Origin of the sequence: Mesorhizobium sp. B2-3-12 (genome assembly GCF_006442205.1) — a bacterium.
Taxonomy (GTDB): Bacteria; Pseudomonadota; Alphaproteobacteria; order Rhizobiales; family Rhizobiaceae; genus Mesorhizobium.
In genome coordinates, this window is record NZ_VFVR01000007.1 from 304,127 (window position 1) to 318,296 (window position 14,170).

Below are 14,170 nucleotides of genomic sequence, written 5' to 3' on the forward strand. Positions count from 1 at the left end.
CCTTCGGCTCCGCCCAATTTCCACCCAATGAGGCTGGTGTCCTTTCGGACGCCGGCCTCTTCGCATGTCTCGATGATCCAAACCCGACACCAGCAACAGACATTTGGCCCGCGCCAGTCGCGGCCAGCACGAATGTTGGTCCTGCTCCGGTCCTCGTTCCGCGAAACGGCTGCGCCGTCCTTCACTGACGTTGCGGCCCGCCGTGCGACATCTCCCTTCCTATCCGATTGCGCATCTGCGGGTTCGCCGACCTGCGGTCCTGCGCGTGTCGACCTCGTGACGGCCGCGACTGGCGCGGCCTCGAATGGAGGCTCGAAAAAAATGAGCAGGAAAGAAAGCAAACCCCGCGTCGATATCTACGCGAAAATCACCGACCGCATCGTCGCGGAACTGGAGAAGGGTGTGCGCCCGTGGGTCAAGCCCTGGAGTGCGGCGAATACGACAGGCCGGATCACCCGCCCGCTCCGTCATAACGGTCTGCCGTATCAGGGGATCAATGCGCTGCTTCTGTGGTCGGAGGCGGTCGCAAGAGGATTTGTCTCGCCCACCTGGATGACGTTCAAACAGAGCGTCGAACTGGGTGGCCATGTCCGCAAGGGCGAGTCCGGCGCAACAGTCGTCTACTCCAGCCGCTTCACCCGCACCGAAACCGATGCTCGCGGCGAGGAAGTTGAACGCGGCATTCCCTTCCTCAAGGCCTACACCGTGTTCTGCGCCGATCAGATTGAGGACCTGCCCGCGCAATATTATGGCAATCCCGCACCCGTGGACGATCCGGTGGAACGGATCGAACATGCGGATGCCTACTTCGCCAATACCGGAGCGGTCATCCGACACGGAGGCGACAAGGCATTCTTCAATCCGGCTCTCGATATCGTGCAAATGCCGCCGTTCGAGAGCTTTCGCGATGCGCCGAGTTACTATGCGACTTTAGGACACGAGCTGACGCATTGGGTCGGATCGGAAAAGCGGCTTGATCGCAACCTCTCCCGCTATCACAAGGATCGCTCCTTCAGGGCGCACGAGGAACTCGTGGCCGATTTGGGCGGTTGCTTTTTGGCGGCCGATCTCGGCATAGTTCCCGAACTGGAGCCGCGCCCCGATCACGCGAGCTACCTGGCAAGCTGGCTTAAAATCCTCAAGAACGAGAAGCGGTTTATCTTCGCCGCAGCCGCTCATGCGCAGCGCGCCGTCAACTATCTGCACGATCTCCAGCCGAAGGCGACATGGGTCGCAGAGGCTGCGTGATGTTGCAATCTCAAAGCTTTGAAGGGGAGGGCGGCGAGCCTTCCCCGATCCGCCTTCGTGTTCTCAGCCTCGGAGTCGGTGTCCAGTCCACAACCATGGCTTGTCTGTAGAGGACCAATTACCTCAAGCAGAGGCATCGGATTTTAAGGCAGTTCTGATTAGGTTGCGAACCAATAACGTAACGGCAGAATCGATTGTCGATTCCTACAGACGACAATGCCGGTGACCCCCACGCGGCTGCCTTGACCTCGCAACGGCTTCGCCGACAGGGAAGAAAGCGGGACTGCTCAGATCGTCCAACCCTGCCTTGACGTTCCGAAGGCTCCATGGACTTCGTGGTACCCCCAAAATGCTGACGCATTTCGGCTCCCCCCACTCCCCGGCTCCGCCGGTCGCTGCGCGCTCCTTGACTCCTCCGGCGCACCATGGCCGCCGTTGGTGACAGCCCCCACGGGGGATGCTGATCTCACAACGACCGCCGCGTCGGCCAAATAAGCCTCTGACCAAAAGGCCATCCGCGGCAGGGGCGATTGAAAACCCGGCACATCGTCACGTCGCAGGATCCCAAGGGTTGATGACGTTCAGCCCCGCGGCTGCAAAAGGGCTGGTGTCGCGGGTAGCGACCATGTAGCCGCCCACTGCGGCCGTGGCAGCTATGTAGCCATCGGCCTTACCCACAGCCTTGCCGGCCAGCCGCGCCCGGGTCATCAAGTCAGCATAGGCTTGCGAAGCATCCAGATCGAAAGCGAGAACGCGCCCCGCAAAGGCTGGCAGGACCTCTGCTTCCAGCCGTTTTTGGTAGATCGTGCGGCGCTTGCCCTCTGGCATCGCCGCCAGGCCAAAACGAAGCTCGGCCACGGTAATTGTCGATAGATAAAGAGTTTCGACCGCCTGAGCATCGACCCAAGTCCGAACGTTGGAATCCGGCGCGAGCTTCCACAGTTCCGAAATGACGTTGGTATCGAGAACGATCATTCGAAGCTCATCGGCTTGGCTGGGGTCTTGTCGCGCAGTTCGTTCAAATTCTCGGCTTCCGCGTCGGTCAGACCGCCGGCCTCGTGGGCGATCGATGCCAGCAGCGAACCAAGCTTGAGGCGCTCCACCGGCCGAACCGTCGTTTCGAGAATGTCGCGGATCTCCGCCTCAGTGCTACGGCCATGCGTAGCAGCGCGCACGCGAAGCGCGCGATGCACTTCATCCGGCAGGTTTCTGACGGTTACGCTTGCCATGATGACCTCCAGAGACAACCGCCTGCACTGCAAGCAATATAGTACACGTGATATCACTCTACAAGATCAGCAGTCGGGATCGACAGTCGAGGGCAGGGCCACGGCGGATGACTTCCCTGCCTGCACAGGCGTCCCCATCGGGACCGATCCCATTGGAAACGAAAGCCGGATGTGCGGTTGCCTGCGCTTTCCTGGTATCGCGAGCTGCAGACGCAGCTTTGACTTCAGCGCGCCGGTCAGCCTGGCAGGTGGTGAAGCGCGGTTAGCGCATCGGCCTCCCACGGCGTCTCTGTTCCGAGGCCGGTGGGAGAGACTGTCGAGACGATCCCGGTCGGTGGTTCCAGGGCGGTGCGCGGGCTGCCTGTGGCCAAGATAGGCCGTCGCTCGAACAATCCTCCGTATCTTGGGGATGACGCCGACGACGGAAACGCCGGTCTTCATTCAGGTTTTCGTAAAGGCCACGTCCACCTGCGTCCTCGATGTGACTGGTCTGACCGAAGGGCGATCCCGCTTTAGCGGGCTCTCGATCCCGTCCCGGCAACGGCCTTCGAGACTTTCTTCCCCTGACGGCTGCGCCGCCATTCCTCGCGCATCAACAAAGTCTCTCCCGGCCGCCTTCCACTTCGTTCGAGCCCTGCGGGTGTCGGTCGATCGCCTCCGGTCCATCGACCGTCATCGAGGTCGCGATGGGCGCGGCCCGAACAAAAAAGGAATGAGACACATGGCTACCATCGGCACCTTCGCTTCCACCGGCAACGGCTTCAACGGTTCGATCAAGACCCTCAACCTCAACGTCAAAGCCAAGCTGGTCCGCATCGAAAACCCCTCCGACAAGGGACCGCACTTCCGCATCTTCTGCGGCAATGTCGATCTCGGCGCCGCATGGCAGAAGGTCTCTGCTGAAGGTCGCGACTACCTCTCGGTCAAGCTGGACGACCCGAGCTTCCCCGCTCCGATCTACGCCACCCTGATCGAGGTGGAAGGCGAGGAAGGCCTCCAGCTGATCTGGTCCCGCCCCAACCGGGACTGACCGCCCCCGACAGAGGACCCCGCCGCACAGGCGGGGTTCCTCGCTGCGTCTGGTGAAGCCGACACCAGGCATCGAGCCTGGTCCCGGCTTTTTGGCGCCAACCGTTGGGGGGAAGTCTGCTCAGATCGTCCAGCCTGCCATGGCGATCCGGAGGCTCCAAGGTCTTCGTGGTACCCCCAAAATGTTGGCGCATTTCGGCTCCCCCACTCGCCGGCTCCGCTGGTCGCTACGCGTCCCTCGACCCCTCCGGATCACCATGACCGCCGGTGACATCTTTCAAAAACGTCAAGGAGACGAAGATGTCGATAGATCAGGTAATCGAAGAATTGCGCGCCGAACTGCGGAACGCTGTCTACCGCGGCGAGCGTGGCGAGATCAAGGCCGCGCTTGAAGCCGCTCTCGCCGAGCGCGAAACCATCTGGGCCGAGCAAGAGGCGATCATGATGGCGGAGCCTCCTTTCTAGGAGGCTTTCCGCCCGGAGAAAACCCACAGGCCGGATCGACCAGCCTATAGAGTTGCCGGAGTCCGGCGACTGTGCTGTTGACGCCACGCTTGCGGGCCGTAACCGCGCCCGCGTTTGTTGCGCAGCAGTTCCAGGAAGAGCCGCACGGCGTCTTCCTCCTTCTTGAAATGATGTTGTATGGCTTGGCCACGCGCGCCGATGCGTCCCCATCTGCGGGTGAGGCAGACGTCTCCGAACAGTGTCGCCTCGATCGACATGGCGTAGAACCGGGCCATGTTCTTCGTTGGATCCGTCCGTTCGACGTACAGTTGGTAGGGTTGCGCGAGCATAGGGACAGACTCGCGCTCTTCGATTTCTAGGTCCAACGACTTCTTTGAATCGGGTGCGGGCAAACGATTCATTTTGGTTATGGATCAGCCCACCAGCTCTGTCGTCGTCCATTGCGTCGATGAGAGTACACATGCTCGGCCAACGTCTCCTCCCTCGACTATGCGCGCCGTGCGTCGATAACGGGGTGTATCAAGAAAGCGGGAGAGTCGCCTTCCGGCCAAGGGACCAAGGCGTCGGGTAGGGACAAGGTTGGGCGAGCCCTTCGGGGACGGCTCGGCGCGTCGCCAGGATCGCCGAACGCCTCTGTGCAGAGACTGATGTTTGGCACTACCGCGATAGGGCGAAGAACATGCTTAATCGTCATCTTGTCAGATCAGAGGGCTGAGGTGTTCGTAGACCGCATGCGCGCGCCGTTGCCGGAGCGTTCACGCTCCGACGTTTGGTTCTACGCCGAGTTGCCGACGGGCTTCGCCGAGGTGCTGCTCATCGCTGCTTTCCAGGGCGAAGAGCGCGTAGGTGATCGGAAACGCCGATAATCTAGAGGCGACATGGCAGCGCATCTTCGGCCATGTTCGGCCCCCGGCGGCCTCATATTCGTCGATCAGCCGGTCGAGCCCTTCCTCACCGAAACCCATGAGATGAAATTTGAAGTCCGTGGCCGGATCGCCGATCTCAGCCTCGGTCCAGTCGATGATGCCCATTGCTCGATCATCAGCGTTCACCAGCACATGGCCGGCGTGAAGATCGCCATGCGTAAGCACTGTGAAGTCGGGCCAAGAGGCGTCGTCGTCGAGCCAGACCTTCCATGGGCGCTCCACCGCCTCCGCGATTCCAATCTCGCGTTTGACCCGTTCTAGGTCCTCGGAGAAACGCCCCCGAGGATCGTGCGATCTGGCCTGATCGTCGATAGCTGCAATCGCCTCCTCGACATCAAGCGCGTGGAGCGCTGCAAGCGCCGTCGCGAAGCTCTCGACGAAGGCGCGGGAATTCTTGTCGATATTCCAAGCCGGCTCACCGCCTTCCGGGAACACTGACACGGCGGTCGCAAACGGCAGGCGCGGATAGGCAATCAGTTCCGGCGAACATATCCGCCATTCCGGCGTCGCCACGGGAAGACGCCGCCTTACAAAGCGGAGCAAACGCTCCTCTCGCTCTGCTTTGGGCCACACCGCTGCACGCCGCGGGACGCGCAAAACCCACGGCCGCCCGTCACCATCGTCAGCCAGTGCGACCCGAAAATCCAAACCGGTCTCAATGATTTCCATCGGGCCGGACAAGTCGATGCCATGCTGCTGGGCGAGTTGCCGTAGCTGGGTGTCGTTACTGTCGCGAGGTTGTTCCATGGCGTGCACCTAAATCACTAGAGCGCCATATAATAACCATCGTGTCGGTTATATTCAAGGAAAGTGTTTCAGTCGGGCTGCTGGAAATGGATTCCGGGAAACAAAAGCCCCATCAGCGGATGAAGCTGGGCAAGGATGAACGCATCGAGCGCTCCGGTTCTCCGCAGGAGCCACTGCATGGAAGCGCCCCCGATGGCCGAGTGGATCATCTGCGCGACATCGTTCGGCGCCGTCGCGCCATCAAGGGGAGCTCTCGCGGCGATGGCGGCGATGGTGAGATCGTGCCGCTCTACGGCGAGCCGCCGCAACTCGGTGTCTTGGCTTTCATACCAAGCGAGCAGGACGTTTGACGCAAAGTCGTCGCCGGATCCCATGACGCCCACGAGGTCAATAAGAAAGCGCCATAGCGCCTGCGGCCCCACGTCCACGGGCATGTCATTGAGATGGCTTCTCGTCAGTTCAACGCTGTGCGCCATGATGTGACGTAGCAGCGTCTGACGATTGGTGAACCGCTGGATCAGCGCCGCGCGCGAGATTCCGACCGCCGTCGCAACGTCGTTGAGTGTGAATGCCTCGGGGCCGCGCTCCTTGAGAACCTTCCTGGCACCCTCAAGCACTGCCTCGTCGCTATGAAGTTTGGGGCGTGGCATCGTCGTTATCTTCCACGGATACGCTTCAGAATCTAGGTGCTGAACCCATCGTAATTGCCGCCGGCCCCTTCGTCAGGTTTTGTCGGCTGAGGTGCCTGCTGAGCATTTCGCCCTCGCGAACGCCCGATCCGGAGTGATGAATCGTTCGAGCATTGGCACGATCAGCTTTACCGGATTCTCGATTGATCGACCCTGTTCGTCGAGCATCACCAAGGGGCAGACGCCACGGAGCAGATTCAGGATCACGTCGGGGTAGCACTTGATCGACTTCAACGCGGCTTCTAAGGCCGGATGGTCAACGGCAACGGCACCTACATGCGTCGCTCGGATTTGGTCGAAGCGCAGAGGGCCATCGAGGCGGCGCTCTCCCTCATGGGGAGCTCCACTGGCCGACGAACGCAGAATATGACGCGCACGACCGGGCGAGCGAAGAGCCGGTCAGCTCGACTTGACGAACCTGTTTGGTCTAGCCTCGGCATCCATGTCCTTTCTCCGGAAGTAGATTGCCCGCCCGCAGCGGATTGGATCGTGCCCCTGTACGATGATGATCTGCTCGTCCTTGCGCATCTGCTGCGTGATCTCATGCGGCATGATCAGCGGCCTGCGTTGCAGATTGAGACTTTCCGATTTTCGGTTGCCGCTGTTGGCATTGCTCCAGCCGACATTGCGGGATTTGCCCTCGACCTCGACGGTCATCTCGCCGCATTGGGCCGAAACGTTGCGCGCCGTCTCCAGCGCCTTGATCGCGGCATAGGAGGTGAAGGCGCATCCATCGATCCATGACGTCGCACCGTCCTTGCCGAAATGCCGTTCGAGCTGGCCGACTGACTGATACATCAGCATCAGCGTGATGCCGTATTTGCGGCCACGGTCGCGCGCTTCCTCGAGCACCCGCATGTAGCCGAGCAGGTCCACCTCATCGAGCATGAACAGGGCGCGGCGCTCGAACGCTCCGTCGGCCTGCGTCATGGCATTGATCAGCGAGCCGATGATCACCCGGCCGATCCCCGGATAGGAGCGCAAAATCGCCGCCGGAATATTGAGGAATACGTCCTTCCCGCCCGCAATGATATCGCTCGATTTGAACGAGCGGCCGCAGACGAGTGCCGCGTAATCGTCGAGCGACAGCCATTGGGTATCCTTCGACGCGGTCGAATAGACCCCGGAGAATGTCTGCTCGGTCATGTTGGTGAAGACGCCCAGCGTCTCGCGGATGAAGCTGGACTGTGACGTCGCCTGGATGTCCCGCAGCATGGCGAGAACGGAGGGCTCGGGCTCGGAGACGATCTGGCGCAAACTGCGAAGTGAGCGCCGTCCGGCATATTCCGGGGACAGCACGACATGGGCGAGCAATCCCGTCAAAAGGTTATGCGCCTGATTCTGGAAATAGCTGCCGGTCGAGGATTCGAAACGTGAGCCTTCCGACAGCAGCATATGTGCAACCGCGACGATGTCCTCTTCCTTGTGTTTCGACGTCTCGATCCAGTCGAGGACGTTGAACCCGGTCACCGGGTTCGCGGGATCGAGCACCATGCATTCTCGGCCGAGCTTCTGCGTCCGATACTCGACAACCATCGGGGCCACCTCGGTCGAGGGGTCCAGACAGATCAACGGACCTGTATATCGAAGCGCTGTCGGCACGACATTGCTGGTGGTCTTGAACCCGCCTGATCCGGCAAAGAACAGCATATGGGTGGAATCGAAATCCTGCTGGTAGGTGAGCAGCGGTGCGACCCCACCACTGCCCCACGTCTCGCGGTCGGACGGATCGAACGGCAAGTCGCGGATCGTCTCCTTGTCGACCCTATAGCGCTCGCCGATGACGATCTCGCCGTCAGACGGAAACAGTTTTCCGGCCGCCGACATGGTGAGCCAGTCGGCATCTCCGAAGGTTCCCCGCTTCGCACGCTTCACCGGGTCGGAAACGACGATCGACATCCGTGCCGAAATCGCAACGATGACAAAACCGACAGCCGCGGCGATGACCGCGAAGAAGTCGAGATAAGAGAGCACTCCGTTCCAGGTCACCGCGCCGCTTTCGACGGATGGCGAGAGGCGGGCATATTCGCGCAACGCGTAGGAGCCGGCGATACCAAGAAAGCAGACAAGGCTCACCATCGCCACCGGCCGGCGGCGATGCATCGGCAACACAAGCACGGTGATCAGCCCCGCAATCGGACCGAGGAGCAGATTGGGAACAGGCGCAGAGCGCAGAAACCAGTACGCGTTGTCCGGCGAGAACGCGGCCGCCATACCCTGCCATCGGTACGATGTTATCACCAGCGTGATCGCGGCGACGGCGGCAGGCACGATTGCCCATACCAGTGCCGGTTTCAGTCTGGTCTTGCCTGCCATGTCCGGCATCCTTTCGCCGGCGCTTAGTCGCCGGTGAAGTTTTCTGAATCATCGCCAACAGGCGATCCGGATGTCGCCGCGTCCGCGGCGTCCAACCGATCTCTTTGGAAGGCCATGCCGCCTCTGACTTTCAGGCGGTGATGCTCGGGCGATCCCACCCGAACGGTCGCTGCCTCCAGCAACACACCCAGCAGGAAGGCGCGGTCGGCCTGGCGCAGCCCGGCCTTCACGACCAGCCCCCCAAGCGTGATCTTCTCCCGGGCATCCTTTTTGCGTTCCTCGGTCATCGTCTGCCGCCGCCTTCTCTCCAGAGCCAGAATGCGCCGATCGAGGCGCTTAAGCAGATGCGCCTGAAGGCCCCTTGCCGCCTTTGCGAAATCGCGCGGCGATCTCCTCGAACATCGCGTCGAGTTCGTTGTCCGCAATTTCGAGTTCTGCCAGCCCCGCCTTGGCGGCAGCGCGGGCAAAGCGCTCATTGGCCTTCACGAGAATTGCACGGCGTTTTTCGCGTAGTTTCTCAATCTGGGCATCAATCTCTGAAATCGATGATTTTGCGCGCATTTTCTACCTTTCACTTTCCGGTAGCCTTCTTTTGTGCGCCGATTATACCGTATATAAACGAATAGTAAAAGATGCTACTTTCCATCGAGCCGTGAGGCTCATTTTGGGTTTGCGCCCGAAAGGGCGCATCCCGAGAAGCGGCATCGGCCCTTCAGTCCGATCGGTTCGAGGGCGCAATATACGTCGCTGGAGCGACTTGGCTTGGGAGAGGTCTTGGATCGTATGGCGATCATGTTCGTACGGGCACAGGTGATCAGTCGGGGAGCGGGGCGCAGCGTCGTCTCGGCTGCCGCCTATCGCCATCGCACAGGGATGGAGGAAGAGCAGACCGGGATGAGGTTCCGCTACGAGGGCGGCAAAGCCGAGCTCGTGCATGAGGAGCTGGCGCTGCCGGATCAGACGCCGGCCTGGCTGCGCACCATGATAGACGGACGGACAATCGCCGGCGCCAGCGAGGTCGTGTGGAATGCCGTCGACACGTTCGAGAAAAGGGCGGATGCGCAGCTTGCCCGCGAGATGATTTTCGCGTTGCCCGAAGAGTTATCGAGGGTGGAGAACATCGCCCTGGTGCGCGAATTCGTGCGCGACAACCTCACGTCAGCGGGCATGGCTGCCGACTGGGTGTATCACGACAAGGGTGGCAATCCGCACATCCATCTGATGACCACCTTGCGGCCGCTGACCGATGACGGGTTCGGGCCGAAGAAGGTCGCGGTTCTCGGCAAAGACGGTGAGCCGCTGCGTGTCGCCACCCCCGATCGCCCAAAAGGCAAGATCGTCTATCGTCTCTGGGCCGGCGACAAGGACACGATGAAAGCATGGAAGATCGCCTGGGCGGAAACGGCCAACAGACATCTGGCGCTTGCCGGTCATGACATCCGTCTCGACGGGCGCTCCTATGCCGAACAAGGTTTCGATGGTATCGCGCAAAGCCACCTCGGCCCGGCCAAGGCGGCGCTGGTTCGGAAGGGCAGGGAGATGTATTTCGCGCCGGCTGCCTTGGCGCGGCGGCAGGAAATGGCCGACCGTCTTGCCGACGAACCGGGGCTTCTGTTGAAGCAACTTAGCCGCGAACGCTCGACCTTCGATGAGCGGGAAATCGCCAAAGCGCTGCATCGCACTGTCGACGATCCGACCGTCTTCGCCAACATCCGGGCGCAGCTGATGGCGTCGTCCGATCTGGTGACATTGAAGCCGCAGCAGATCCATCCGGACACCGGAAAGATCAGCGACGTTGCCGTGTTCACCACGCGGGCGATGCTGCGCACCGAATACGATATGGCGCAGTCGGCGCGAGAATTGTCCGGCCGATCCGGGTTCAAAGTAGCATCCGATAGAGTCGATGAGGCCATTCGCGTGGTGGAGAGCCGCGATCCGGAAAACCTGTTCAAGCTCGATATCGAACAGGTCGACGCGATCCGGCATGTCACGAACGATACGGCGATTGCTGCCGTGGTTGGGCTTGCGGGCGCAGGCAAATCGACGTTGCTCGATGGGGCGCGACGTGCCTGGGAGACCGATGGTCGCCGCGTCATCGGCGGGGCACTCGCCGGCAAGGCGGCAGAGGGTCTGGAAGACAGTTCCGGGATCAAATCGCGGACGCTGGCTTCCTGGGAACTGGCCTGGGCCGATGGGCGCGACAAGCTGCAGAAGGGCGATGTGCTGGTTGTCGACGAGACCGGCATGGTGTCGTCGGAGCAATTGGCCCGTGTGCTCAAGATCGTGGAACACGCTGGTGCAAAAGCGGTGCTGGTTGGAGACCCGATGCAGCTTCAGCCGATCCAGGCGGGTGCCGCGTTTCGCGCGATTGTCGAGCGCATCGGCTTTGCCGAACTCACCGGCGTGCGTCGTCAGCGCGAAGCATGGGCCCGCGATGCCTCACGCCTGTTCGCCCGCGGAAAGGTCGAAGAGGCCCTCGATGCCTATGCGCAGCGTGATCGCATTCTTCAGCTCGAGACCCGCGATGCTGCGATCGAGCGGATCGTCACCGACTGGGGTCAGGCGCGCGAAGAATATCGTGCGCGGGCCGAACGCGAAAATCGTAAACTCAGCGGTTCCGAGCTGCTCGTTCTGGCGCAGACGAACGACGATGTGCGGAGGCTCAATGACGCGATCCGCACCGTGATGGCGGGGCAGGGTGCGCTTAGAGAGGAGCGCGCTTTCCAGACCGAACGCGGCGCGCGCCAGTTCGCAATCGGCGACCGCATGATCTTCCTCGAGAACGCCCGCTTCTTCGAGAAGCGAGCGCAGCATCTCGCCGTCCAGCATGTCAAGAACGGCATGTTGGGCACCGTCGTCTCGACCACGACCGAGCGCGGCGAAACCCTGTTGACCGTCAAGCTCGACGCGGGCCGCGAGGTCACGTTCGGGCCGGACACCTATCGCAATATCGACCATGGCTATGCTGCCACTGTGCACAAATCTCAAGGGTCGACGGTCGACCGCAGCTTCGTTCTCGCCACCGGCATGATGGATCAGCATCTGGCCTATGTGGCGATGTCGCGCCATCGCGATCGGGCCGATCTCTATATGGCGCACGAGGATTTTGCGCCGCGCCACAAATGGGGTCGGGGGACGCGTGTCGATCATGGCGCCGGTGTCACCGGCGAACTGGTCGAAACCGGCAAGGATCATTATCGCGGCAACCAGGATGTCGAAAAGAGCCCCTATGCCGACGTCCGGACCGACGATGGAACGGTCCATCGTGTCTGGGGTGTCAGCCTGCCAAAGGCGATAGAGAAGGGCCGCGTTGAAACCGGCGATACCGTCACCCTGCGCAAGGACGGCGTGGAGAAGGTCACCATCAACGTGCCCGTCGTCGATCCCGAAACGGGCAGAAAAGAATTCCAAAAGCTCGAGGTCGAGCGCAATGTCTGGGCCGCCGGGCAGGTCGAGACGGCGCAAGTCCGTCAGGAACGCATCGAGCAGGAAAGCCATCGGCCGGAGCTCTTCAAGCAGTTGGTCGAGCTTCTATCCCGTTCGGGCGCCAAGACCACCACGCTCGATTACGAATCCGAAGCGGGCTACCAGGCGCAGGTCGTCGACTTCGCCCGGCGGCGTAACATGGATCACGCAATCGAACTTGCTGCCGGAATGGAAGCAGGGGTGGAGCGGCGCTTGTCGTGGATTGCCGCGCAATGCGATCGCGTGGCGCGGCTCTGGGAGTGCGCCAGCGTCGCGCTTGGACTTGCGATCGAGAAGGAACGCAGCGCCACTTATGACGATCGGACCGTCCGGCCTGAGGCGGTCGTTTCTGCACCGGTCGCGGCAGAGGAAACCCAGCCCACGCAGCCCGCGCCGTTTTCCGGCGAGGCCCGATATCTGCTGGCGCCCCAGGCGAGCTTTGCCCGCTCGCTGGAGGAGGATGCGCGCGCCGAGCACCTAGCGTCGGCACGATGGAAGGAGCGCGAGGCGATCCTCCTTCCAGTGCTCGAGCGCATCTATCGCGATCCGGCGGCAGCGCTCGATCGGCTGAACCAGCAGGCATCCGCCTTCGCTGTCGAGCCCCGCCGGCTCGGTGAAGATCTCGCTCATAGCCCTTCGATGCTGGGCGCCATGCGCGGCAGCGCAAGCCTGGTCGACGGACAGCCGGCTCGCCAGGAGCGAGCGGATGCTATCGCCGCCGTTGCAGACCTCGAACCGCTGGTGCGCAGCCACGCCGAGAGTTTCAAACGCGATCAGAGCCTTTTCGCAAATCGCCAACATACGCGCCGGGCCGCCATGTCACTTTCGGTCCCCGCGCTGTCCCCGCATGCCATAGCGCGGCTCACGGAGATCGAGGCGGTGCGCGAGAGGGGCGGGGAGGGTGCCTACAAGACTGCCTTAGCCTATGCCGCCGAGGAACGGTCCCTGGCTAAGGAGATGAAGGCGGTCGGCGAGGCATTGACCGCTCGTTTCGGCTGGAGCGCCTTCACCGACAAAGCCGACCAGTATGCCGAAAAGCAGATGGCCGAGCGCATGGCCGAACGGATGGCGGACGGCAGGCGGGCGCAACTGACAACATTGTTCGCCGCCGTACGGCGGTTCAATGAACAGCAATATCTGGTCGAAAAGCGCGACCCGTCGCGGATCGCAGTACCGGGGGCCTACGATCCGGCCGTGATCCAGGAAACGTCAACGCCGCCCGCATTGCCGATGCTCGCCGCCGTCACCGAGTTCAAAACCTCCGCCGAGGGCGAGGCCAAGACGCGCGCGCTTGAGGTTCCCCGCTACAAGCAGCTGCGCGCGGTGCTTGCCGAGACCGCGCAGCGCGTCTGGCGTGATCCGGCAGCGTCGCTTGCGATGATCGAGGATCTTGTCGTCAAGGGTGTGGAGCCGGAGCGGATCGCGCGCGCCGTCACCAACGAGCCAGCTGCCTATGGTCCGTTGCATGGCTCCGACCGGGTCATTGACCGGCTATTGGCCCCCGGGCGGGAACGCAAGTCGGCGGTTGCTGCCGTGAAGAGCGTTGCCGCCAATGTCATCTCGATGGGGAAGGCATGGCAAGGGGCGCTCGACGCCGAGAAGGCCGCCGTCCTCGCCGATCGGGAGCGGATGAGCGTGGCGGTGCCAGGTCTGTCCGCGAGGGCCGAGGCCGATCTGGTCCGTCTGACGGCGGCGGTCGAGAAATCCCCCAAGGAAATCATGCAGCTTGTCCGCGCGCTCGACGCAAAGGTCAGGGGAGAATTCGCCGCCGTCAGCAAAGCCCTCGACAGGCGGTTCGGGCCAAACGCGATCGGGCGTGAACAGGGTGACGTCGTCAATCGGGTTCCGACCGCTCAGCGCAAGATGTTCGAGGCGATGCAGCCCCGCCTCAAGGTTCTGCAGAACGCCGTTCGGCCCGGCGGGGCTGAGGATATTGTCGCCGAGCGCCAGATGCGGGCGCTCAATCACGCCAAGGTTATCACCAGGTAGGAAAGACAAGACAATGGCCGGACAGACAATCGATATCGACACGACCGTGCGGGCCGAGATTGCCATC

General features: G+C 61.9%; 13 protein-coding genes. 4 read left to right on the plus strand and 9 right to left on the minus strand.

Annotated features, from left to right (window positions below):
- The first annotated feature begins 321 nt into the window (after positions 1-321).
- Positions 322-1,248: a zincin-like metallopeptidase domain-containing protein gene (locus tag FJ948_RS21080; protein ID WP_140707747.1), complete on the plus strand. Its 927-nt coding sequence runs from the start codon at positions 322-324 to the stop codon at positions 1,246-1,248.
- A 549-nt stretch (positions 1,249-1,797) separates the two neighbouring features.
- Here FJ948_RS21080 and FJ948_RS21085 read toward each other — a convergent pair.
- Positions 1,798-2,223: a type II toxin-antitoxin system VapC family toxin gene (locus tag FJ948_RS21085; protein WP_140707748.1), complete on the minus strand. Its 426-nt coding sequence runs from the start codon at positions 2,221-2,223 to the stop codon at positions 1,798-1,800.
- Entirely contained in the window at positions 2,220-2,477 is a 258-nt protein-coding gene (locus FJ948_RS21090) for a plasmid stability protein stbC (protein WP_140707750.1), read from the minus strand. Before FJ948_RS21090 ends, FJ948_RS21085 begins: the two co-directional genes overlap by 4 nt.
- Before the next feature lie 721 nt (positions 2,478-3,198).
- On the opposite strand from FJ948_RS21090, the gene FJ948_RS21095 reads away from it, so the two are divergent.
- Together FJ948_RS21095 and FJ948_RS30335 are read left to right on the plus strand one after the other, a co-directional pair.
- Positions 3,199-3,507: a DUF736 domain-containing protein gene (locus FJ948_RS21095; RefSeq protein WP_140707752.1), complete on the plus strand. Its 309-nt coding sequence runs from the start codon at positions 3,199-3,201 to the stop codon at positions 3,505-3,507.
- Positions 3,508-3,806: 299 nt separating this feature from the next.
- Positions 3,807-3,971, plus strand: coding sequence for a hypothetical protein (locus FJ948_RS30335; protein ID WP_181173748.1), 165 nt, complete (start codon positions 3,807-3,809; stop codon positions 3,969-3,971).
- Positions 3,972-4,015: 44 nt separating this feature from the next.
- Here the strand turns inward: FJ948_RS30335 and FJ948_RS21105 are convergent, their stop codons facing one another.
- From FJ948_RS21105 to FJ948_RS21135, 7 genes are all read right to left on the minus strand, one after another.
- Positions 4,016-4,300 carry a WGR domain-containing protein gene (locus FJ948_RS21105; protein ID WP_140707898.1) on the minus strand — a complete coding sequence of 95 codons (285 nt, stop codon included), beginning with the start codon at positions 4,298-4,300 and terminating at the stop codon, positions 4,016-4,018.
- A gap of 426 nt (positions 4,301-4,726) precedes the next feature.
- The gene (locus FJ948_RS21110; RefSeq protein ID WP_140707756.1) at positions 4,727-5,644 is read right to left on the minus strand and encodes a macrolide 2'-phosphotransferase; all 918 of its coding nucleotides are present in this window, start codon (positions 5,642-5,644) and stop codon (positions 4,727-4,729) included.
- A 68-nt stretch (positions 5,645-5,712) separates the two neighbouring features.
- The gene (locus FJ948_RS21115) at positions 5,713-6,294 is read right to left on the minus strand and encodes a TetR/AcrR family transcriptional regulator (RefSeq protein ID WP_140707758.1); all 582 of its coding nucleotides are present in this window, start codon (positions 6,292-6,294) and stop codon (positions 5,713-5,715) included.
- Between the two features lie 72 nt (positions 6,295-6,366).
- The gene (locus tag FJ948_RS21120; protein ID WP_348643005.1) at positions 6,367-6,567 is read right to left on the minus strand and encodes a DUF2274 domain-containing protein; all 201 of its coding nucleotides are present in this window, start codon (positions 6,565-6,567) and stop codon (positions 6,367-6,369) included.
- A 165-nt stretch (positions 6,568-6,732) separates the two neighbouring features.
- Entirely contained in the window at positions 6,733-8,649 is a 1,917-nt protein-coding gene (traG, locus tag FJ948_RS21125) for a Ti-type conjugative transfer system protein TraG (protein WP_140707760.1), read from the minus strand.
- Positions 8,650-8,672: 23 nt separating this feature from the next.
- Positions 8,673-8,936, minus strand: a complete 264-nt coding sequence (locus FJ948_RS21130) for a conjugal transfer protein TraD (RefSeq protein ID WP_140707762.1) — start codon at positions 8,934-8,936, stop codon at positions 8,673-8,675.
- A 49-nt stretch (positions 8,937-8,985) separates the two neighbouring features.
- Complete coding sequence (locus FJ948_RS21135) at positions 8,986-9,210, minus strand: TraC family protein (RefSeq protein ID WP_140707764.1); 225 nt, start codon at positions 9,208-9,210, stop codon at positions 8,986-8,988.
- A 222-nt stretch (positions 9,211-9,432) separates the two neighbouring features.
- On the opposite strand from FJ948_RS21135, the gene traA reads away from it, so the two are divergent.
- Positions 9,433-14,103: a Ti-type conjugative transfer relaxase TraA gene (gene traA / locus FJ948_RS21140; protein WP_140707766.1), complete on the plus strand. Its 4,671-nt coding sequence runs from the start codon at positions 9,433-9,435 to the stop codon at positions 14,101-14,103.
- Positions 14,104-14,170 lie beyond the last annotated feature (67 nt).